General features: G+C 28.3%; 19 protein-coding genes. 10 read left to right on the forward strand and 9 right to left on the reverse strand.

All coding sequences use genetic code 11. The features are described 5' to 3' along the window. Window positions 1-2: 2 nt before the first annotated feature. From ACZ5RS_RS02295 to ACZ5RS_RS02325, 7 genes are all read right to left on the reverse strand, one after another. Window positions 3-545: an HAD family hydrolase gene (locus tag ACZ5RS_RS02295; protein WP_464637261.1), complete on the reverse strand. Its 543-nt coding sequence runs from the start codon at window positions 543-545 to the stop codon at window positions 3-5. After that, window positions 538-1527 (reverse strand): ABC transporter ATP-binding protein, encoded by a 990-nt coding sequence (locus tag ACZ5RS_RS02300; RefSeq protein ID WP_464637262.1) that lies wholly within the window; start codon window positions 1525-1527, stop codon window positions 538-540. Before ACZ5RS_RS02300 ends, ACZ5RS_RS02295 begins: the two co-directional genes overlap by 8 nt. After that, the gene (locus ACZ5RS_RS02305; protein ID WP_464637263.1) at window positions 1502-2533 is read right to left on the reverse strand and encodes an ABC transporter ATP-binding protein; all 1032 of its coding nucleotides are present in this window, start codon (window positions 2531-2533) and stop codon (window positions 1502-1504) included. Before ACZ5RS_RS02305 ends, ACZ5RS_RS02300 begins: the two co-directional genes overlap by 26 nt. A gap of 10 nt (window positions 2534-2543) precedes the next feature. Further along, entirely contained in the window at window positions 2544-3644 is a 1101-nt protein-coding gene (locus tag ACZ5RS_RS02310) for an ABC transporter permease (protein ID WP_464637264.1), read from the reverse strand. Window positions 3645-3646: 2 nt separating this feature from the next. Beyond that, complete coding sequence (locus tag ACZ5RS_RS02315; protein ID WP_464637265.1) at window positions 3647-4651, reverse strand: ABC transporter permease; 1005 nt, start codon at window positions 4649-4651, stop codon at window positions 3647-3649. An 80-nt stretch (window positions 4652-4731) separates the two neighbouring features. After that, a complete protein-coding gene (locus ACZ5RS_RS02320) occupies window positions 4732-6687 on the reverse strand; it encodes an ABC transporter substrate-binding protein (protein WP_464637266.1) in 1956 nt (651 codons plus the stop codon). 297 nt (window positions 6688-6984) lie between these two features. Beyond that, window positions 6985-7653, reverse strand: a complete 669-nt coding sequence (locus ACZ5RS_RS02325; RefSeq protein ID WP_464637267.1) for an NPP1 family protein — start codon at window positions 7651-7653, stop codon at window positions 6985-6987. Between the two features lie 123 nt (window positions 7654-7776). On the opposite strand from ACZ5RS_RS02325, the gene araA reads away from it, so the two are divergent. From araA to ACZ5RS_RS02340, 3 genes are all read left to right on the forward strand, one after another. Then, window positions 7777-9258, forward strand: a complete 1482-nt coding sequence (araA, locus tag ACZ5RS_RS02330) for an L-arabinose isomerase (protein WP_464637268.1) — start codon at window positions 7777-7779, stop codon at window positions 9256-9258. Next, window positions 9251-9997, forward strand: coding sequence for an L-ribulose-5-phosphate 4-epimerase AraD (araD, locus tag ACZ5RS_RS02335; protein ID WP_464637269.1), 747 nt, complete (start codon window positions 9251-9253; stop codon window positions 9995-9997). Before araA ends, araD begins: the two co-directional genes overlap by 8 nt. An 85-nt stretch (window positions 9998-10082) precedes the next feature. Continuing rightward, a complete protein-coding gene (locus ACZ5RS_RS02340) occupies window positions 10083-11096 on the forward strand; it encodes a substrate-binding domain-containing protein (protein WP_464637270.1) in 1014 nt (337 codons plus the stop codon). 66 nt (window positions 11097-11162) lie between these two features. Here ACZ5RS_RS02340 and ACZ5RS_RS02345 read toward each other — a convergent pair whose 3' ends face one another. Further along, window positions 11163-12746: a xylulokinase gene (locus ACZ5RS_RS02345; RefSeq protein ID WP_464637271.1), complete on the reverse strand. Its 1584-nt coding sequence runs from the start codon at window positions 12744-12746 to the stop codon at window positions 11163-11165. Between the two features lie 211 nt (window positions 12747-12957). Between ACZ5RS_RS02345 and ACZ5RS_RS02350 the strand changes: the two genes are divergently transcribed. From ACZ5RS_RS02350 to ACZ5RS_RS02380, 7 genes are all read left to right on the forward strand, one after another. Continuing rightward, window positions 12958-13917, forward strand: a complete 960-nt coding sequence (locus tag ACZ5RS_RS02350) for a D-2-hydroxyacid dehydrogenase (RefSeq protein ID WP_464637272.1) — start codon at window positions 12958-12960, stop codon at window positions 13915-13917. Window positions 13918-13935: 18 nt separating this feature from the next. Next, window positions 13936-14592, forward strand: a complete 657-nt coding sequence (locus ACZ5RS_RS02355) for a GntR family transcriptional regulator (protein ID WP_464637273.1) — start codon at window positions 13936-13938, stop codon at window positions 14590-14592. Between the two features lie 3 nt (window positions 14593-14595). Beyond that, complete coding sequence (locus tag ACZ5RS_RS02360) at window positions 14596-15234, forward strand: GntR family transcriptional regulator (protein WP_464637274.1); 639 nt, start codon at window positions 14596-14598, stop codon at window positions 15232-15234. A gap of 231 nt (window positions 15235-15465) precedes the next feature. Further along, a complete protein-coding gene (locus tag ACZ5RS_RS02365; RefSeq protein ID WP_464637275.1) occupies window positions 15466-16293 on the forward strand; it encodes an MBL fold metallo-hydrolase in 828 nt (275 codons plus the stop codon). Beyond that, window positions 16290-17408, forward strand: a complete 1119-nt coding sequence (locus ACZ5RS_RS02370) for a CdaR family transcriptional regulator (RefSeq protein ID WP_464637276.1) — start codon at window positions 16290-16292, stop codon at window positions 17406-17408. Before ACZ5RS_RS02365 ends, ACZ5RS_RS02370 begins: the two co-directional genes overlap by 4 nt. A gap of 11 nt (window positions 17409-17419) precedes the next feature. Continuing rightward, window positions 17420-18757 carry a GntP family permease gene (locus ACZ5RS_RS02375; RefSeq protein ID WP_464637277.1) on the forward strand — a complete coding sequence of 446 codons (1338 nt, stop codon included), beginning with the start codon at window positions 17420-17422 and terminating at the stop codon, window positions 18755-18757. 116 nt (window positions 18758-18873) lie between these two features. Continuing rightward, the gene (locus ACZ5RS_RS02380; protein ID WP_464637278.1) at window positions 18874-20229 is read left to right on the forward strand and encodes an MATE family efflux transporter; all 1356 of its coding nucleotides are present in this window, start codon (window positions 18874-18876) and stop codon (window positions 20227-20229) included. Here the strand turns inward: ACZ5RS_RS02380 and ACZ5RS_RS02385 are convergent. After that, window positions 20220-21662, reverse strand: coding sequence for a sodium:solute symporter family protein (locus ACZ5RS_RS02385; protein WP_464637279.1), 1443 nt, complete (start codon window positions 21660-21662; stop codon window positions 20220-20222). The genes ACZ5RS_RS02380 and ACZ5RS_RS02385 overlap by 10 nt on opposite strands. Between the last annotated feature and the right edge of the window lie 299 nt (window positions 21663-21961).

Consider the following 21961-nt stretch of genomic DNA (forward strand, 5'->3'; position numbering starts at 1 on the left):
ATTCAATCCTTATTCAAATTATCTTCTAATTTATAAATTAAAGAAAGCAGTTGTTCTGGAGTTTTAACAGAATAATCTGCTATTTCATATTTATCTCTTGGCATTGAAAAATATCTTGGAGACCAATTCATCCAAATACTTTTTATACCTAAAAGCTTTGCACCTAAAATATCTTTTCTTAAATTATTACCCACCATAACAATTCTTTTAATATCTTCTTCACAAAGATTTAATTTTTTTATTGCTGTTTCAAACATTATTGAATTAGGTTTTTGTTTTCCAACTTCACTTGAAATAATTTTTTCTTTAAAAATATCCCACAATCCATAATATTTATAAACATTTTCAAAAGACTTATAATTCCCATCAGCTACTAATGCTATGATAAAACCGTCCTTGTATATTTTTTCTAAAAATTCTTTTGCACCTTGAATTAGCTTAGCCTTAATAACGATTCCGTATTCATCATATATTTCAGTTGATTCATCAATAAAAGTGTCACCTGAATCTAAAAATAAAATTAACTTTTTATTTTTATCAATCATATTTTATTCCTTGTAATTTTAAATTTTTATATAAATGACAAGCCACTTTATGCTCATCATTTTCATCCAATTTAGGCTGAATTTGTTCACAAATTTCAGTTCTATATCTACATCTTGGATGGAAATAACATCCAGTTGGAGGATTCGAAGGATTAGGAATTTCTCCAACTAAAGGTAATCTTTCATTTTGTAATAATGGATCTGCTATTGGAACCGCAGAAAGTAAAGCTTCAGTATATGGATGCTCAGGATTTGAAAATAATTCTTTAGTATCACTAAATTCAATTAATTTTCCTAAATACATAACTCCTACTTTATCACTAATGTATTCTACTACAGATAAATCATGACTAATAAAAATGTATGTCAAATTCATTTGGTTCTGTAATTCTTTTAATAAATTTATAACTTGAGCTTGAATTGAAACATCTAAAGCTGATACTGATTCATCACAAATAATTACTTTAGGTTCAATTACCAGAGCTCTTGCTATCCCTATTCTTTGCCTTTGTCCACCTGAGAAGGCATGTGGATATCTTTTTAAATAGCTAGTATTTAAACCTGTTTTTCTAGCAATATCTATAACTCTATCATTTCTTTCACTTTTAGGCATTTTAGGATAATTTGCCTTTAAAGGTTCACTTATAATATCAAAAACAGTCATTCTAGGATCTAAAGAAGAATATGGATCTTGGAATATCATTTGAATATCTTTTCTATATTTTTTTAGTGCTTTTTTATCTAATTTTAAAAAATCAAAAGTATTATTATTTTCATCAGTATATAAAACTTCACCACTAGTAGCATTATATGCTCTAGCAATACAACGCCCTAATGTTGTTTTACCACAACCCGATTCACCAACAATTCCAATAGTTTGGCCTTTTTGAATTTTAAAACTTACATCAGTTAAGGCTTTCACTCTAGTTTTCTTTGACACGAAGACTTTTGTTAAATTATTTATTTCTAAAATTGTTCCCATCAAAAACTTCTCCATAATTATAGCATCGAACGAAATGATTCGGCTTTACCTCAATTAATTGAGGAATAGATTTATCACATTTACCCTCAATATGTTTAATACATCTTTGATAAAAACCACATTGTGTTTTTAGATTTAAGGCAAGAGGAACAGTCCCTTCAATTGAGAATAATTTATCTTGTCCTTTTGTACCTATTTTGTGTACAGACCCTAATAAACCTTGAGTATAAGGATGTAAAGGATTTTTATATAATTCAACAACATCAGCTATTTCTACAATTTCTCCCAAATACATTACGGCTATTCGATCACACATTTTAGCTACAACACCTAAATCATGAGTAATAAACAAAATACTCATCTTAAATTCTTTTTGAATTTCTTTCATTAATTCTAAGATTTGAGCTTGAATAGTAACATCAAGAGCTGTAGTTGGTTCATCAGCTATTAATAGAGAAGGATGACAAACCAAAGCCATAGCTATTAAAGCTCTTTGTAACATTCCACCAGAAAATTCATGAGGATATTGATTATATCTTTTTTCGGCATTAGCTATTCCAACTTTTTTCATCATTCCTAAAGTAATAGCTTTAGACTTCTTTTTATCTTTAGTTATATGCAACATTGTTGATTCATTAATTTGTGATCCAATAGTATACATAGGATGAAAAGCTACCATAGGTTCTTGGAAAATCATAGAAGCTTTTTCTCCTCTAATATTTCTTATTTCCTCACTACCATATTTCAATTTTAATAAATCTAAAATTTTATCATCATCATTAAATATTATTTCACCTTTAGTTATACATTTTTTCGCATTAATACCTAAAATAGCTTTACTAGTTAAACTCTTTCCACAACCAGATTCACCAACAAGGCCTAAAGTCTCTCCTTCATAAATATCGAAATTAACTGATCTAACAGGAGTTAAAAGACCTTCATCAATAGGAATATCTATACTTAAGTTTTTTATTGAAACAATTTTTTTCTTTTGAACTTCATTCATATCATTCCTCCTATTTATATGGATCCGCTGCATCTCTTAGGCCATCACCTAAGAAGTTAAATGCCAAAACGGTAATAATTACTGCAAATAATGGTACTAATCTCCAAGGATAACTAGCAATTGATGTAATATCTTGTGCTTCTTGTAATAATACTCCCCAACTAGTAGCCGGTGCTCTTATTCCTAAACCTAAGAAACTCATTGATGTTTCACCAATAATCATTGTTGGAATTCCTAAAGTTAAATTAACAATAAGATATGAAATAAAACCTGGGACCATATGTTTTCTTATTATACTCATTGTTGAAACGCCAGAAAGTCTTGCAGCCATAATAAAATCTTCTTCTTTTAAAGAGATAAAACGTCCTCGAACAATTCTAGCTAATCTAGTCCAAGATAGAAGAGATAAAATCATAGTTATATACAAATACATTCTTACAACGGGTATATCGCTAGGTATTGCTGCAGATAAAGCCATCCATAAAGGAATTGAGGGAAAAGAGGATAATACTTCTATTATTCTTTGAATAATTAAATCTGTAACTCCTCCAAAATATCCAGAAATTGAACCTATTAGAACACCAAGTACAAAGCTAATAGCTGTTCCAACGAAAGGTATTGTTAATGAAACTTGGCTACCTAAAATAATTCTAGAAAAAAGATCTCGTCCCATAGAATCTGTGCCAAAGAGGAAAACATTCCCTCCTTCTTCAGCTTCAAAGAGATGAATATCACTCTTAATAAATCCAAAGAACTTATATTCTGGTCCTTTTTGAAATAATTTAATTTTATAGAATTCTTCAGTATTTTCTTTATAAATTGTTTCATAGGTCTCAAAATCTTTCTCTGATTTTATACCATAAACATAAGGTCCAATAAATTTGCCATCTTTTATAAGATGTATTTTTGTAGGAGGACAATTCTTAGTTTTTGAATTATAAGCAACTAAATCAGATGGAGAAATAAAATTACCAAATAAAGCGAAAAAATATAAAATACATAATAAAATAATTGAGAATTTTGCTAGTTTATGTTTTTTGAGTTTTTGAAACATCAATGCCCATTGGGACGCTAAAAAATAGGATTCTTCATTTTTGTTTTTCTTTTTCATATCTATGCCGTCCTATTTTCAAATCTAATTCTTGGATCTAACCAAGCTAGGATAATATCTGCTAACAAAGTTCCAAAAACAATTAATACAGATTGAACTAATAAAATAGTTCCTGCTAAATACATATCTTGATTTTTTAAAGCTGTATAAAGAATTGGGCCTAAAATAGAAATGTTCATTACAATTGCTGAAATTGTTGAACCAGTAAATATTTTTGATAATGTCGTTGCCAAATTACTTACTATAGGATTGATTGCCGCTCTTAAACAATATTTATAAGTTATTTTTTTCTCACTTACACCTTTAGCTCTAGCTGTTAAAGTATATTGTTTTCCTTTTTCATCAAGCATCTGTGATCTAATTGTTCTAATAATTCCACAAGTATCTGCAGTACCTATTACAACTACCGGGATTATAAGCCGTGCTAAAAAAGCACCAAAATTATAAAAATGTATTCCATTTAATAACATCTCATCTGAAAAAAGACCAATAAACGGAGTGCCTGTCCAAATATATGAAAAGTACATTAGAATAATTGCTAATAAGAAATTTGGAGTTGCCATACCAATGAACCCAATAAAAGTAAACAAATAATCTCCAGGAGAATATTGATGATTAGCACTATAAATTCCAATTGGAAGAGATACTAAATATGTAAAAACCATAGTAATTAATGAAATAATTAACGTTAATGGCAAATAATCCATAATTACTGTCCAGACAGGTTTTAGATATGAAAATGAATATCCAAAATCCCAATGAGTTAGAATGCCTTTCATCCAAATAAAATATTGAATATACCAAGCTTTATCTAAACCATATTCAATTCTCAACTGATTTACCATTTCTTGAGTGAAGATTTCACCTTCTGCACTCATTTTTGCAATATAACTAGAGATATAATCTCCAGGTGGTAATTGAATAATAAAAAAAACAATAAATGAAATTATAAATACCGTTGGAATCATGGCTAAGATTCTTTTAGAAATATATTTTAATAAATTCAATTTTCTCTCCTGATAATAATTTTATTAAACAGGGCTTTTGACCCTGTTTAATAATAAAATTTAATTAATAACAATTAGTCTTATTTTCTAAAGAATAAGTTTTGCCAATGAGCTAAACCCAATTCTCTAAATTCATCACAAGAAATTGCTTTTTCAGGGAAGTTTACTAAATTATTATTTATGGCAATTAATACAGGAGTAGCAGACATATAGCCAATTTGCCAAAGATTTTCTTGGTGTAACTTCAAAATTTCTTTACTATATTCTGTTATTTCCGCTTTTGTAGGAGCAGCAATTAACTTATCATACAAATCAATCATCTTAGCTACATCACCAACTGGTTTTACACCATCTTTTCCATGAGATGCATACCAAACACCATATTGACCATACCAAGCAGCATAGTTTCTGACTGGAACTACAGTATCAGGTCTTAATGCAACGTTAATACTACTCATTGGGGCTACTGGAGCCAAAATTGCTTCAATTTTATTTGAGGAAAGCATTTCATCAACATAGCCTCTATCCTTTAGACTAAAGGTTGCTTTGATTCCAATTTCTTTAAAGTATTTTTCTGTTAATAATTCAGCACATTTTGGAGTACTAGCTGCATCATTTCCACTAACAATTTCCAAAACAAAATCATCACCATTTTTAAAATTATAATAGCCATCATTACCTAAAACTAACCCAGATTTTTCTAATAATTGTTTAGCCTTAGTAGGGTTATATTCTGTCCATTTTTTTGTCCAAGCTTCATCATAACCTTGAGCACCTAAAGGAGGGCAAGATTGAATTGGAGAGGCAAAACCATCAGATAATAGAGCATTAACTTCTTCTCTATCTACTGCAATTGAAAGAGCCTCTCTAAAGTCTTTATTGTTAAATAAAGTTCTTAAATTTGGATCTTCGCATGTTAAATTGAATTGTAATACAGTTGCTGTTTCAGCCCAATCTGTTGTGGACCATTGTAAAACAGTATAATTACCTTTTGATTCATTTTGTTTTACTGTTACAACATCTTCAAAGTTTATTAAAGAAATATCTGCTTCACCAGAAATACATTTCAAAACATTTTGATTTTCATCAGCATATTTTACAAAGTGAAGTTCATCTATATATGGTAATTGTTTTCCATCTTTATCAGTTTTCCAATAATAAGGATTTCTTTTACAAACTAATAAATCAGAATCAATATCATTTGTTAAAATCCATGGTCTTAATACAGGTCTATCTGTTTGTAACCAATAATAGTATCCTGTTTCTTTACCCATTGCAGCAACATCTTTAAAGCCTAATTCTTTTGCTTTTTGTTCAGCTGCTTCTTCACCAATAAATTCAGGTAATAATTTTTCATAATAATGTTTTGGAGCAAATAACCATTTACAATCAATTGCAACTCTTTCTAAGAACATTGGACTAGGATTTTTAAATTTAACTTTAAATGAATAATCATCAACTTTTTCCATCTCACATAAAGATTTCTCTCCTGTATTAGGATCTACAGAATAGAAACAAGAATAAATTGATTTACCAAAAGTCTTTTTCTTCATCATATGCTCATACCAGAATAAACAATCCTCAGAAGTAAAATCTACTCCATCAGACCATTTCATGCCTTCTCTTAAATAAATAGTATATTCAGTGGAATCTGCATTAACGTCATAGCCTTTTGCAACATTAGGTTCAACAAGACCATCTTCTCTGAATCTGAACAATGGTTCTTCGAAACATTTTTCAATTTTCCATTTATCATCTCTACCTTTGAACATCATAGTTAAACTGTCATTATAATTTCCAATTTCATCCATATCTTCAATCATAATATCAGAATTTACAGGAAGTCTTTGATCTAACGGTAAGATTTCTCCACTTTGAATCATTGAATCTAAATAAGGACTTTCTTTTACTAATTCAACTTTAGCACTTTCATTTGTATCAACTTTTACTTCTGGGGAAACCTCATTTGCACCTCCGGCAAAGAGACAAGTAAAACTAAATGAAAGTAAGACTAACATAGCAAATATTTTTTTCATATCTAATCTCCTTAATATAGTTATGTCTAATCATTTTTGCTAAATCACTATTAAAAAAAAATTCAAGAAAATTTATCAAAAAAAAATTTATTTTTATCTTTTTTTGACAAAGAATTAATAGTGATATACCTATCAAAAAACAGAATAAATTATATTTAAATAGCTATTTATAAGTACTTACATGAACGAATTTCTTATTCTGATTAAAATAGTATCATGGTATTTTTCATAAAAGAATGTTAATTATGGATATATTTTTTGTTATTTTGTACAAAGAAAATTAAGATTTTAATACTTTTATAACACAAAATTAATATTTTTTATTTCTTTATACAAATCATCAACTATATAAGGTTTAAAATGCTTGTTTGAAAGCAACAGTTGTTCCTCTATTACCTTTCTCTCATATTGAGGAGCATAATCAAAAGTAAACATTTTTCTAATATATTTCTCTACTTTTAAATCAAAAGTTATATCTTTTTTGAAAACATCATCAAATAAATTATAAATTAAAAAGCCTGCGATACCACAATCTTCTTTACAACAAGTATCAAACTGTTCAAATAAGTTAAATAATTCGATGCTTGGCATTAAAGCATGCTTTCCTGGTTGAACGAACAATTTTGGATGTTGTGGATCTTCTAATACATTATTATTGGGAATTAAGGAATTATAGAATTTACCATGAAAAGATGATACAACTTTATTAATTTTCTCATTTTCATCAACATAAACAAATACATGTTCTAAATCATAAAGATGTTGAATATCATAAGTATAATAAATTGCATATTCTATAGCATATTTACTATTTGGAGGAAAAATAAATTTATATTTAGATGTATTACTAACTATACTTATTGCATTTGAATAAACTTTATAAAATATTTTTTTTGGTAAAAATGGCTCATTTCTATTAAAAAACAGTCTTGGTACATATTTTTTGGCTAATTCTTTTTCATTCATTATAACAACCTCTTTACCTACTATTTTAATCAACTTATTCAAAATAAAAAAGGAAAAAAAAGTTGCAAATCAAAAATATCTATAATATACTGTGTGTACGTTAACGCAAATTAGGAGCAATTTATGAAACATATTAAAGATTACACTTTTTGGTTTTTGACTGGTTCTCAAGACCTTTATGGTGAAGAAACTCTAAAACAAGTTGAAATCCATTCAAAAGAAATTATTGAAGGACTTAATTCAAGCAATAATTTAGCTTGTAAATTAATTTACAAAGATATCTTGATCAATTCAAGAAACATTGAAAAAACAATCAAAGAAGCAAATCTTGATGACAATTGTGCTGGAGTTGTATGTTGGATGCACACCTTCTCTCCTGCAAAAATGTGGATAAATGGATTAAATGCTTTGAATAAACCTATGCTACAAATTAATACTCAATTTAATAAAGCATTACCATATGAGACAATTGATATGGATTTTATGAATTTAAATCAAAGTGCTCATGGAGATAGAGAATTTGGCTACATTACAGCAAGAATGAATATTAACAGAAGTGTTATTGTTGGACATTGGCAATCTCCTCTTTTCCAAAAAAGAATGTCTAAATGGATGAGAGCTGCTGTTGCTGCTACTGCAGGTAAATCATTAAATGTTGTTAGATTCGGAGACAACATGAGAGATGTTGCTGTAACTTGTGGTGATAAAGTTGAAGCTTATATTAAATTAGGTTGGAATATTCCTTATTTTGGTATTGGTGATTTAGTTGAGATGATGAAAGATGTTAGTGAAGCTGAAATTGATAATTTAATGGAAGAATATCAAAGAGATTATGTTATTGCTGAACCAACAAAATACAATCTAGAACATATAAGAGAACAAGCAAAAATTGAAATTGCATTAGAAAAATTCTTAATAGAAAATAATGCTGAAGCTTTCTGTACTAATTTCCAAGATTTACACGGAATGAAACAATTACCAGGTTTAGCTTGCCAACATTTAATGGCTAAGGGTTATGGCTTTGCTGGTGAAGGAGATTGGAAAACAGCGGCTATGGTTAGAACCTTAAAACTTATGGGTGAAGATTTAGATGGAGGTTGTACATTTTTAGAAGATTATACTTACAATCTTGAAGAAGATAATATGTTTAACCTTAGTGCTCATATGCTAGAAATTTGTCCATCTGTTGCTAAAAACAAACCTACAATTGAAGTTCATCCCCTAGGTATTGGAGATAAAGAAGATCCTGCTAGACTAGTATTCAACTCAAAAACCGCTGCTGGAATTAGCGTTTCAATCGTTGATTTAGGCACTAGAATGAGAATAGTTTCTAATAAAGCTCAAGTTATTGAAGCAGAAAAAGAATTTAAAAATTTACCTGTAGCAAGAATTTTATTAAAACCAGAACCAAACTTTATAACATCTAGTGAATGTTGGATTTTATCTGGGGCAGGACATCATAACTCTTTTTCAACTCAAATCGATGAAGAAACCCTAGAATATTATTCAGAAATTGTTAATATAGAATTAATAGAAATAAATAATGAAACCACTGTATCAAGTTTTAGAAAACAAGATAGGTGGAATAGGGCTTATTATGGATAAATATAAAAAAATAAAAGAAGAAGCTTATTTGGCAAATTTAGAGATCCCTAAACAAGGTCTTGCAATTTACACTTGGGGTAATGTTTCTGCTTTTGATGATAAGTTAGGTGTTTTTGCAATTAAACCTTCTGGAGTTTCTTATGACAAGCTAAAAGTTGATGATATGGTAGTTATCGATTTAAATGGCGAAAAGGTTGAAGGGAAATTAAATCCTTCTTCTGATACTCAAACCCATCTTCAATTATATAAACATTTTGAAGGAATAAATGGAATTTGTCATACCCACTCCCCTTATGCAACTGCTTGGGCACAAGCTATGAAATCAATTCCTCTACTTGGAACTACTCATGCTGATCATCTAGCAAATCCTATTATCTGTACAAAACCTCTTTCAAAAGAAGAAGTTGAAAATGGATATGAAAAAAATACAGGTATTTTGATTTTCAAAACTTTTGAAGATCCATCAAGTGCTCAAGAAATATTAAATGTTGGCCCTTACCCAAGCGCTTCTATTAATGCTAAAGAAAATCCAATGGTTTTAGTTGGCGGACATGGCCCTTTTACTTGGGGTAAAGAGGCTATGGCTAGTGTTTATAATGCTAGAGTTTTAGAAGAAGTTGCAAAAATGGCTATGTGGGTTAATAATTTGAACCCTAATTTCAAACAACTTCCTTCCCATATAACCAATAAGCATTATGAAAGAAAACATGGTAAAAATGCTTACTATGGCCAAAAATAAAATACTTTTATTATTATAATATATATCTTATAATCTATGAGACAAGAGAACCTCTTGTCTCATATTTACCAAAAAGGAACTAATTATGAAAATTGCTGAAATTGCTAAAGAAGCCGGTGTATCAGTCGGTACTGTTGATAGAGTCTTACATAAAAGAGGAAGAGTTTCTGCAGCAACAAAAGCAAGAATTGAAAAAATAATTCAAGAAAATGGGTATGTACCAAACGCAATGGCTAGAAATTTAAAGATTGGATCTAACCTTAAATTCGGTATATTAATCCCAAAATTAGATTCTGAAAGTGGTTATTGGCATAAAATATATAATGGAATAAAAAAAGCTGGTGATGAAATCGCAGCTTTTAATATCTCATTGGTAATAAAAGAATTTGATAGAGATGAAGAAAACAGTTTAAATGAAGAAGGGAAACAATTAATTGAAGAAAATGTTGATGCTATAGCTTTAGCCCCAGTAATTCAAAAAGAAGCCTTTTCTTTTGTAAAAAGTTTAAAAGATATTCCTTATGCTTTTTTTGATTCCTCTATTACTAATGCATCACCTATTTCTGAAAATATCCAAATAGCATATAAAGCTGGTTGGTGTGGTGCTAGAGTAATGCAATTATTCTCTCCAAATAATAATAATTTTATTTGTCTTCAAATGCATGAAAGTGCATATAACCAACAACAAAGAGCTCAAGGGTTTATTGATTTCTTTAAGCAAAAAAATATACCAATAAAAACTTATACTTGGAAAAGAGAAAAAAATCTTTCCTTTAATAAATTCTTAGATTCTCTTTTTGAAGATAACAATAACATAGATGGTATTTTCATTACAAATGATGCAACTGGGCTAATATCAAAATATGTATTAAAAAAAGAATTATTAAATACCCCTTATATAATTGGATTTGACTTAGTTGAAGATAATAAAGAAGAATTATTAAACGGTAATATTAGTGCAATAATCTCTCAATCACCTGAAACTCAAGGCTATAATACAATTATGGACATGTACAAAATACTATTTTTAAAACAAGAAGATAATATAAATAAATGTCCTATCCCAATTAATATTATAATTAAAGAAAACCTTCCATAAAAAAAACACCATTACTCTTTATAAGTGAATGATGTTTTGTAAATTAAGTAAATATATTTATTAAAGTTATAGGATTTCTATAGCTTTTCTTTCAATATCTAGGCCTGCATGATAAGTTTTAAAGAATTTATTAAATCCTTCAATGTCTTTTTCTTTAGCCATAATTGTTTCTTTTGTAGCATTAGCAAAAACATATTTTTCTAAGTAATCTTCTAAAAGCATATCACTATTAATAAATCCTGCTAAAATTGCAATTCCCCAAGCGCCCCCTTCACCTGCACTAGATAAAACAGAACAAGGAGTATTTGTTGCCGCAGACATAATATTTTGACCAACTTCAGCAGTTTTAAAGAAACCACCATGACCATTAATTTCATCTACTTTTACATTTTCATCTTCAAATAAGATATTTAAGCCAGTTCTTAAAGCACAAAGAGAAGTAAATAATTCAGATCTAATTAAATTTCCAACAGATAATTCACTATCAGGATTTCTAACAATTAAAGGTCTACCTTCACTAAATCCAGTAATATGTTCTCCACTTAGATAACCATAAGAGAGAATACCATCACAAGATGGATCAGCTTTTAAAGCCTCAAACAAGATTGCATCATATAATTGAGGTTTTGTTAATTTTCCACCTGTTAAATCCATAACCTGCATGAATAACTTCATCCATTTATCAATTTCGCCACTACAGTTATTAGAGTGAGCCATAGCAACAGGTAATCCTGATGGAGTCGTTACTAAATCTAATTTCTCATATAATTGTGATAATTCTTTTTCTAGAACAATCATTGCAAAAACACTTGTACCTGCAGAAACATTACCTGTTCTAGCTTTTACAGAATTTGTTGCAACCATACCTGTTCCAGCATCACCTTCAGCAGGACAAAAAGGAATATTTGATTTTAAATCACCATCAACATCTAATAACTTAGCTCCTTTTTCACTTAAATAACCACCAATCTCACCAGCAACCATTGGTTTAGGTAAAATTTCACTAATTTTCCAAGAATAATCTTTTGCTAAATCATCAAATTTTAATAACATTTTTTTATTATAATCTTTACTTTCAGAATCAATTGGGAACATACCTGAAGCATCCCCTATTCCTAAAGTAAAAGAATTTGTTAAACAATAATGAACATAACCAGCTAAAGTATTAATCTTTGCAATATCTTTTACATGTGCTTCGTTATTTAAAATTGCTTGATATAAGTGAGCTATACTCCATCTTTGAGGAATTGGGAAATTAAACTCTTTAGTTAGTTTTTCACTAGCCTCTTTAGTAATATTGTTTCTCCAAGTTCTAAATGGAACTAATAAATTATCATCTTTATCAAAAGCTAAATATCCATGCATCATTGCACTGAAACCAATTGCTTTCAAATCAGTTAGAACAACATTATATTTTGATAAAACATCTTTTTTTAAAGCACTATAACAACCAGCAACACCTTGCCAAACTTCACTAAGCTTATAAGTCCAAATATTATCAATTAATGAATTTTCCCAATCATATCCACCTGATGCAATTGGTACATTTTCACTATTTATCAATATAGCCTTAATTCTGGTTGATCCTAATTCAATACCTAAAGAACATTTACCGTTTTTTATTTCACTAGTGATTAATTTATTATCCATTTTATCTCCTATGCGTGTTCGTTAACGCTATCATTATATCACAACTTTAAAATTAAACAATATTTTTTTTGATTATATCATGGCTTATAAAATATAACAAAGACTATTATTAAACTAAATAATATTAACTTTTTAAATAATAAAACATTTACTAAACATAGAAATTTGATACAATAAAACAAGATATTTTATTAATAATCGAGGAATTTATATGAAAATTGTTGTATTAGACGGATATACTTTAAATCCTGGTGATCTAAGTTGGAATGAATTAAAAGATTTAGGTGATACCATAATATATGATAGAACAAAAGCTTGTGATATTGTATCTAGAATTGGAGATGCACAAGTTGTTTTAACTAATAAAACACCTTTAACAAAAGAAACCTTTGAAAAATGTAAAAATATAAAATACGTTGGTGTCCTTGCAACAGGATATAATGTTGTAGATACCAAAGCTGCAAAAGAACATGGAATAATTGTTACAAATATTCCAACATACAGTACAACTGCTGTAGCTCAGTTTGTATTTGCCCTTTTATTAGAACTCTGCCATAGAGTTGGACATCATAGTGAAAAAGTATCCACTGGAGCTTGGGCAAATTCAATAGATTTTGCTTTTTGGGATTATCCATTAATTGAATTATATGGCAAAACTATGGGAATTATTGGACTTGGGAAAATAGGACATCAAACAAGTATAATAGCAAAAAGCTTTGGACTAAAAGTAATTGCATATAATCCCTCAAAAAAAGAAGAATGGGAAAAAGAAGGCATTGAATATGTATCCTTAGATACTGTTTTAAAAGAGAGTGATATAATCTCACTACATTGTCCTCTAACTCCAGCAACTGAAAAAATTATTAACAAAGAAAGTTTATCAAAAGTAAAAGATGGTGTTATGATTATTAATACTTCCCGTGGAGCATTAATTGATGAAGAAGCATTATACCAAGCTTTAGAAAGTAAAAAAGTAAGCGGTGCTGCAATGGATGTTTTAACTCATGAACCACCTGAACAAGATAATAAATTGTGTACTCATCCAAATTGTATAATAACCCCACACATTGCTTGGGCACCAAAAGAAAGTAGACAAAGATTAATGGATATTGCTGTTGATAATATTAAAAACTTCATTAACAACACACCAATAAATATTGTTAATAAATAAATTAGGAAAACTCCTCTAATGTATAAAAATGATAATCACATAATGTTTGAAGATTTAACGACAAAAGCTTATAAAAAAATTAAAGATATGATTATCTCTGGTGAATTAAAACCTGGAGAAAAATTAAATCAAGAAAAATTAGCTAAACAATTAGGTATAAGCAGAACTCCTTTGCTACAAGCATTACGTAGATTATCAAGTGAACAGTTAACTCAAACAATCCCTAGAAGAGGAAGTAGAGTAAAGATTTTCTCAAAAGAAGATTTATTATCAATATTTGAAATCAGAGGTAAACTCGAACCTTATATTTGTGAATTATCTGCCAAATTTATAACAGAAGAACAAATTGAAGAATTAAAAGAAAATATAGAAAACATGAAGCTCTCTATTAGTGAAGGTAATAAAATCAAATTTAAAACTTTAGATAATCAATTCCATTCAATAATTATTAAAAGCTCAAAGGATAATATAATTTCAGACATTTTAAATAAATATATTCCTTTAATGTATTCAATAGATATATTAAAACCAATGGAAAAGATTTTAGAAGATCATAAAAACATTCTAGATTTATTGATTTCAAAAGATTCTTTTAGCGCTTCACAATTAATGCATTATCATATTTATGCATCCACAAAAAACAATTTAATTAATGAGTTAAATCAAAGAGAATAATTGATGGAAATAGAAAATAAAAACATTAATGATTATATTTATGAAGAAATAAAAAATTTATTGGATAATCATGTACTTCCGATAAATAGAAAAATTAATAAATTAGAATTATCAAATAAATTTAATATAAGTCTAACTCCAATTAATGCAGCATTAAATAAACTAGTAGGGGAAAATTATTTAACCTATGTACCTAGAAAAGGATTTTTTATAAAACAAATTTCTAAAAAAGAAATCTTAGAAGCTTTTGATATTTTAGCTGCAATTGAAAGTATTGCTATAAAACTATTTTCAACAAAAATAGACTATAACAAAATTGAAAAATTAACTCATCTCTTTGATGAATTTTCCAACGGAATTGAAGAAAATCTTATAAATGATTACTTAAAATCAGAGAAAGATTTTCATCAGAAAATCATTGAATATTCAGACAATAAAAAACTATTGGAAATTTATAATTCATTAAAATTTTACACAAATTATTATAATAGAAATATTAACAATTTAAATTTATCATTAATTGAACACTTACAAATAACCAATAATTTAAATCATCATAATTTTATTGAAGCACAACAGGCAATTGAAAATCACTTTTTAAATTCTAAAGATAGATTATTAAAAGCAAAAGATAACAATTAAGAACTATTATGCTTTTTATGTTTATCACACATATCTAAAAAAAATATTTTCGTACTATTAACCTAATTAATTAATTAAAAAATAAGTAAAATCTCATTTAATATCAAAAAAACTTTATCATAAACCTATATATAAAGGTCTAAATAGTTTTATAAAAATTCGTACTTTTATACAATTGTCCTAAGCTTTTTTACGTTTAATAATTATTATCAGCGAGGAAAAAACATAAATATGGACAAATGTACTATTTTGCTTGAAAACACTCATAGCGAACTTCTATCTACTAAAACTGAACATGGATTATCAATACTAATAGAAACAGATAAAAATAAATACTTATTTGATATGGGATCTACTGGGATTTTTGAATATAACGCAAGATTAATGAATATTAATTTAAAAGATATTAAAACAGTTATTCTATCCCATAGTCATTATGATCATTGTAGTGGCTTATTATCCTTTTTAGATAATCATTCGATTGATAACATTTATGTTGGACAAGACTTTTTTAAAGAAAAATATGCACTAAACGATAGTACTATCACATATTTAGGTTGTGGGTTTGACAAGAAATATCTACAAGATAAATCCATTAAAATAAATGAAATTAATAAGGATGTTTATAAATTAGAAGAGTCTTTATATATTGTTACAAATTTTAAGCAACACTATGAACACGAAATTATTCCCTCTAGATTCGTTAATGGAAACTTAGAGACTCTAACAAAAGATAATTTCATAGATGAAATTGCATTAGTAAAAGAAACTGAAACTGGATTAACACTAATTGTAGGTTGTGCTCATAGAGGAATATTATCAATTATAAAAAGTGTTAATTCTATGTTTAATAAAAATATAGATACTGTTATTGGTGGTGTTCATTTAAATGCTGTTGACGAAGATAGAATTATTTCGACTTCTAAAGAATTATTAAATCTTGGCATTAAAAAAACATACTTTCTACATTGCAGTGGAAAACAAATAACTAATCAATTAAAAAAAGAAAAAAATATAGAAGCTAATTATGTAGCTACAGGAGACATTATTTTATTATGAGTGCAAAAAATATTAAAGCAATAGCTCAAGAAATAATTGCTAAAACAGCCTCAATAGTTGCGCCTAACACAGTAAATTTAATGGATGAAAATGGAATTATCATAGCTAGTAGTGATGAAAAAAGAATTGGAACTTTTCACTCTGGAGCTTATAAAGCCATTAATGAAAAAAAAGAAATCCTAATTTATCCAAATGAAATCGATAAATTTGAAGGATCTAAGCAAGGTGTAAATATTCCAATAATAAAAAAGGGAAAAGCAGTAGCTGTAATTGGAATATTTGGGAACCCTGATGAAGTTAAACAAACCGCTTACCTCTTAAGTATTAGCACCTCCCTTTTTTTAGATCAAGCAGCATATATGCAAAAAGAACAAAGAAGAACTGAATTACGTTCTAATCTGTCTGAAATTCTATATTCAAAAAATAATGAAAACGTATTTCTTGAAACTATCGATGCATTAGGAATTTCTCTAAAATTTCCATTACAATTAGTTTTATTTTCTTTTGAATCAAAAAAAGCACAATACAATACGACATATCAATTCTTAAGAGATAATAAATTAATAAATAGTAATAATGATTTATTAATTGAATACCCTTCCCATTATTTAATTTTAAAAAGTGATTTTGAAAAAAGCTTAACTACTAACGATTTCATTTCAGCTCTAAATCAAAAAAATATTGCTAAAATTGTATTTAGTCCTAAAATTCATCAATTAAATGAGTTAAGTTTTGCGGCAATGATTTCTAAATCATTTATGAGTATCCCTCATGATAGAAAATATTATAATTGCACCAATTATGATGATTTAGCTTTACTAGCTTTTGATATAAATTCCAGAGATTTGCTAACAAAATATTATGAAAATTTAATAAATGAATTAGATAATATGCACTCTTATTGGATTTATCAAACAATAGATGCCTATATAAACAATGATGGAAGAATTCAAGCTATGGCTAATTCATTAAACATTCATAAAAACACTTGTATTTATAGAGTAAATAAAATTCTAGAAATTTGTAATTTAAATAATTGTAATTGCTTTACTGTATCCTATTTCTTTAGAGCAATTATGCATATAAAAAAGACGGATAATTCCGAGATTTTATAGGAGGGAAAAGAATGTCAGCTATTTATATGTTCTCAGTGATCATTCTTGCAGTAATTGCTATGGTTCTTGCCATAAGCAAATTAAAAATTCATCCATTTATAGTTTTAACAACAATTTCAATTGTTGTAGGTCTACTTTGTGGAATGGATGCTATTACAGTAATCAATACTGTAAAAAATGGATTTGGTAGTATCTTAGGTTCTATTGGTATTGTTATCTTAGCAGGAACAATCATTGGTACTATTCTCGAAAAAACTGGTGCAGCTTTAACTATGGCAAACTCAATTCTACACATTGTAGGAAAAGATAAATCTGCTCTAACTATGGCAGCAACAGGTTATGTAACTGGAATTCCTGTTTTCTGTGATTCAGGATTCGTTATCCTATCCCCTATTGCTAGAGCTTTAGCAGAACAAAGTAATAAAAGTTTAGCTATTTTAGCAACTGCTCTTTCAGCTGGGTTATATGCTACACACTGTTTAGTACCACCTACTCCAGGGCCTATTGCTATGGCAGGTACTTTAAGTGCTAACTTAGGTTTAACAATTTTAATTGGTCTTTGTGTTTCAATTCCTGCAACTATTTCTGGTTTAATTTATGCAAAAAAAGTTGCTTCAAAAGTACATATTGATGCAAATCCTGAAAATACAGTTGAAGAATTACAAGATAAATATGGTAAATTACCTTCAGCTCTTCATTCTTTTTCTCCTATTTTAGTACCAATTATTTTAATTGCTTTTAAATCTATTGCTGATTTCCCTTCTAGCCCATTTGGTACTGGTCATATTGCAACTTTCTTTAGTTTCATCGGTAACCCAGTTGTAGCATTATTAATTGGTATCGCAATTGCAACAACTTTAATTCCGGTATCAGAAAGACCTAATAAATTAAATTGGGTAACACAAGGTGTAACTAATGCTGCTGGAATTCTTGCAATCACAGGTGCTGGTGGTGCTTTCGGCGCTATCTTAAAAACATTACCAATTGCTGATGCATTAGCTGGATCATTACTTCATTTAAATATTGGTGTATTATTACCTTTTATTATTGCTGCACTTCTTAAAACTGCAATGGGAGCTTCTACTGTTGCAATGATTGTCACATCAGCAATGATAGCACCATTAATGAGCACATTAGGTTTTGATAGCGAAATTGCAAAAGTATTAGTAATTATGGCTATTGGTGCAGGTTCAATGACAGTTTCACATGCTAATGACTCATATTTCTGGGTAGTATCCCAATTCAGTGATATGAATACAAAACAAGCATATAAATGTCAAACTGGAGTTACTGCAGTAATGGGTATTACTACAATTGTAATAGTCTTTATCATATCTCTTTTTGTATAAATATTTCTAACTAATCAAAATCCATAAGTTGTTTTTTCAACTTATGGATTTTGTTATAACAAATAACAAAAACTAGCTTTACTATAAATTATAATTGATATACTTTAATTATAATCATGAAAACAAATACAAAATTATTAACCTCTGGTTCAATAAGCAAAAACATTCTTCTTTTTGCTTTTCCTATTTTTCTAGGGAATTTATTTCAACAGTTATATATGGTTGTTGATACTCTTATTGTAGGGCGCTATGTAGGTAAAGAAGCTTTAGCAGCTATTACTTCTTGCAGTCCTTTAATTTTCTTATTAGTTGGATTATTTACTGGAATTTTTATTGGGGTTGGGGTAGTAATTTCAAAATTTTTTGGTGCTAAAGATTACGAAAATGTAAAAAAGGCCGTTCATACAACTGTTGCTTTTGCATTTTTAAGTAGCATTTTTCTAACCATTATGGGATATTTTTTAACCCCTTATATATTAAAATTAATGCAAACTCCAGATTCCGTATTAGAGGATGCTAGAGGATATATACAAATTTATTTCTTAGGGATTAGTGCTTTAGTCTTCTTCAATAGTGCAAGTGGAATATTACAAGCTATGGGAGATAGTAAAAGACCATTATATTTCTTAATTATTGCATCAGTCTCAAATATTATCTTAGATTTAGTATTTGTAATTATATTTAATCTTGGAACAAAAGGTGCTGCAATTGCAACTATAATAAGTCAAGGAATTAGTGCTATTTTAGCCTATAGAATATTATTTACAACTAAAGATATTTTTAGAGTTCAATTCAAGAAAATAAAAATTGATGTTCCAATCTTAAAACAATTTTTAGCTGTTGGGATTCCATCAGGGATACAAAATTCAGTAATTTCTATAGCTAATGTTTTTGTCCAATCTAGTATTAATATTTTTGGACCAATAGCTATGGCTGGAAATGGTGTAATGATGAGAATTCAAGGCTTTGCTTTTATTCCTGTAACAAGCTTTGCAATGGCAATGACTACTTTTACAAGCCAAAATATTGGAGCTGGAGAATTCGATAGAGTTAGAAAAGGCACAAAATTTGGACTTTTATCAGCGACTATTCTTGCTCAATCTTTAGGTGTAATTATTTTTATTTTTGCGCCAAAAATAATATTACTTTTTACTAACAATCCAGAAGTAATAGAAATTGGTGTACTAAAAGCACGAATCTCAGCTTTTTTCTTTTTCCAATTAGCCATGTCACATACTATGGCAGGAATATATAGAGGAGCGGGTAAATCCGTCATACCAATGGCTGTAATGTTATTGTTCTGGTGTGTGTTTAGAGTAACTTACATTACGATAGTGTTAAAATTCTACTATGATATCAAAGTAGTTTTCTCAGCATATCCTGTTACTTGGACATTAAGTGCAATTATTTTTGTTATATATTATTACAAAGGCAAATGGCTAAATAATCAGAAAATTAGTTACTATAAATAATAATTTTCAACACTTAGTTCAACCGATTCAACCTCAGGTGGGAAAAATTTGCTAAATAATATAAAAGCAACAAGACTAATAAATAATGCTATTAAAATTGGCTCTAACCCCAATATAAAGATATTTTTAATAGCTAAAAGTGCATAGGAAGCGCTTCCAAACAATAAAGAAGCAAAAACACCAATAATAGAAGCTTTTTTCCATACTAAACCTAATACATAAGGGAAAAAGATTCCTGCTGCTCTTAATGAAATAGCGAATATAAACACTTTAATTAAAGATGCTTTACAAAAAATTGCTAAAACATAAGCAACAACTCCACCTATTACTATAAAGATTCTTGAAACCTTTATGGTTTCTAAATCTTTCGCATCTTTATTAATATATATTCTATAAATATCATTTGCAAAAATAACACCAATGGAAAAGATCAAAGAATCTGCAGAACTCATTGTTGCAGCCAATAAAGCAACAAATAAGGATACAATAATAAATGATGGCATATAATTAAAAACAAAATTAGGTAAGCCATATTTAATACCATCCACAAAAATAATAGAGCCATCAATTCGTCCCATACGTTCTAATGCCAAAGTTACTATTCCTAATAATGAAGGAAAAAATGCAAAAACAAAAAGGACAAACCCTGTAATTATAAAAACTTTTGAAACGTGATAAGAGTGCTTAATTGAAAAATATTTTGAAGAAATTTCTTGTCCAACTGTAAAATTTGCAATAAACATAATTATTAAAGCAATAATAGTAGAAATACTAATACCTTGGAAAAAATTTATTTTTGAAAGAGGAACATTACAAACTGCAGTTGAAAAATTACTACTCATTCTAAATGAATAAGGAATAACTAATAAGAATCCAACAAAAATAATTATAAACTGTAGAGTATCGGAAGCTACAAGCCCTTTTAGACCTCCAAGAGCTGTATAAGTAATTACAACAAAAGCTATTATGGTTAATGCAATTTTATAATCAACATTCAATATAATTGATAAGATTTTAGCGCCAGCAATAAATTGGACTAAAGTTAATGCAATCAAAGGAAAAATCATAAAAACAGCAACAACTAAACCTACAGTCTTACCATATCTTCTTCTAAAAAATTCTGAAACTGTTTTTAATTCTAACTTTCTTATTTTAGGTGCAATAATTGTCATTATTAAAAAAGCAATTACCATAGCAAATATATACCAAGTCGCTGAAAGACCAAATGGTCCATAAGCTTTTTCATAAACACCTAATGTATTAACTGAGCCTAAAACAGTCGCAGATAAAGTTCCAGCTAAAACTATTGAACTAACATGTCTATCTGCTACAGCAAAATCATCATTAGAATAAATACGCTTGGAAAAGAACAGTCCAATTGATAGCAAAAGAAAAAAGAATAATATAATTACTATTAACAAAAAAAGACTCATTAAAACACCCCTTACTACATCAAATAAAATATAGATGTATCAAATGCACCTTTATAGCTAGTAAACTAATTTTTAACCATGCCAGCACATCAAGAGCTATAATATTTTAATTAAGACTGCAACTTATTATAATAACAATACATTTACATACAATACCAACACTTATCCCCTATGTCATAAAGTATAAAATATAAATATACATATATTATATTAATAAAAACTATAACTCTCTATCATATATAACAGCACAACTTAAATAAAAAGTCATAAATATATCTTACCAATTATTACAAAATAAC

It is taken from the genome of Pleomorphochaeta caudata (genome assembly GCF_055395745.1).

Coding starts and splice junctions, on each gene's coding strand:
- ACZ5RS_RS02345 (WP_464637271.1), bottom strand. CDS start 12,746: ATGGATAATAAATTAATCACTAGTGAAATAAAAAACGGTAAATGTTCT.
- ACZ5RS_RS02300 (WP_464637262.1), bottom strand. CDS start 1,527: ATGGGAACAATTTTAGAAATAAATAATTTAACAAAAGTCTTCGTGTCA.
- ACZ5RS_RS02355 (WP_464637273.1), top strand. CDS start 13,936: ATGTATAAAAATGATAATCACATAATGTTTGAAGATTTAACGACAAAA.
- ACZ5RS_RS02360 (WP_464637274.1), top strand. CDS start 14,596: ATGGAAATAGAAAATAAAAACATTAATGATTATATTTATGAAGAAATA.
- ACZ5RS_RS02380 (WP_464637278.1), top strand. CDS start 18,874: ATGAAAACAAATACAAAATTATTAACCTCTGGTTCAATAAGCAAAAAC.
- ACZ5RS_RS02350 (WP_464637272.1), top strand. CDS start 12,958: ATGAAAATTGTTGTATTAGACGGATATACTTTAAATCCTGGTGATCTA.
- ACZ5RS_RS02340 (WP_464637270.1), top strand. CDS start 10,083: ATGAAAATTGCTGAAATTGCTAAAGAAGCCGGTGTATCAGTCGGTACT.
- ACZ5RS_RS02320 (WP_464637266.1), bottom strand. CDS start 6,687: ATGAAAAAAATATTTGCTATGTTAGTCTTACTTTCATTTAGTTTTACT.
- ACZ5RS_RS02295 (WP_464637261.1), bottom strand. CDS start 545: ATGATTGATAAAAATAAAAAGTTAATTTTATTTTTAGATTCAGGTGAC.
- ACZ5RS_RS02325 (WP_464637267.1), bottom strand. CDS start 7,653: ATGAATGAAAAAGAATTAGCCAAAAAATATGTACCAAGACTGTTTTTT.
- ACZ5RS_RS02305 (WP_464637263.1), bottom strand. CDS start 2,533: ATGAATGAAGTTCAAAAGAAAAAAATTGTTTCAATAAAAAACTTAAGT.
- ACZ5RS_RS02370 (WP_464637276.1), top strand. CDS start 16,290: ATGAGTGCAAAAAATATTAAAGCAATAGCTCAAGAAATAATTGCTAAA.
- araA (WP_464637268.1), top strand. CDS start 7,777: ATGAAACATATTAAAGATTACACTTTTTGGTTTTTGACTGGTTCTCAA.
- ACZ5RS_RS02375 (WP_464637277.1), top strand. CDS start 17,420: ATGTCAGCTATTTATATGTTCTCAGTGATCATTCTTGCAGTAATTGCT.
- ACZ5RS_RS02310 (WP_464637264.1), bottom strand. CDS start 3,644: ATGAAAAAGAAAAACAAAAATGAAGAATCCTATTTTTTAGCGTCCCAA.
- araD (WP_464637269.1), top strand. CDS start 9,251: ATGGATAAATATAAAAAAATAAAAGAAGAAGCTTATTTGGCAAATTTA.
- ACZ5RS_RS02385 (WP_464637279.1), bottom strand. CDS start 21,662: ATGAGTCTTTTTTTGTTAATAGTAATTATATTATTCTTTTTTCTTTTG.
- ACZ5RS_RS02365 (WP_464637275.1), top strand. CDS start 15,466: ATGGACAAATGTACTATTTTGCTTGAAAACACTCATAGCGAACTTCTA.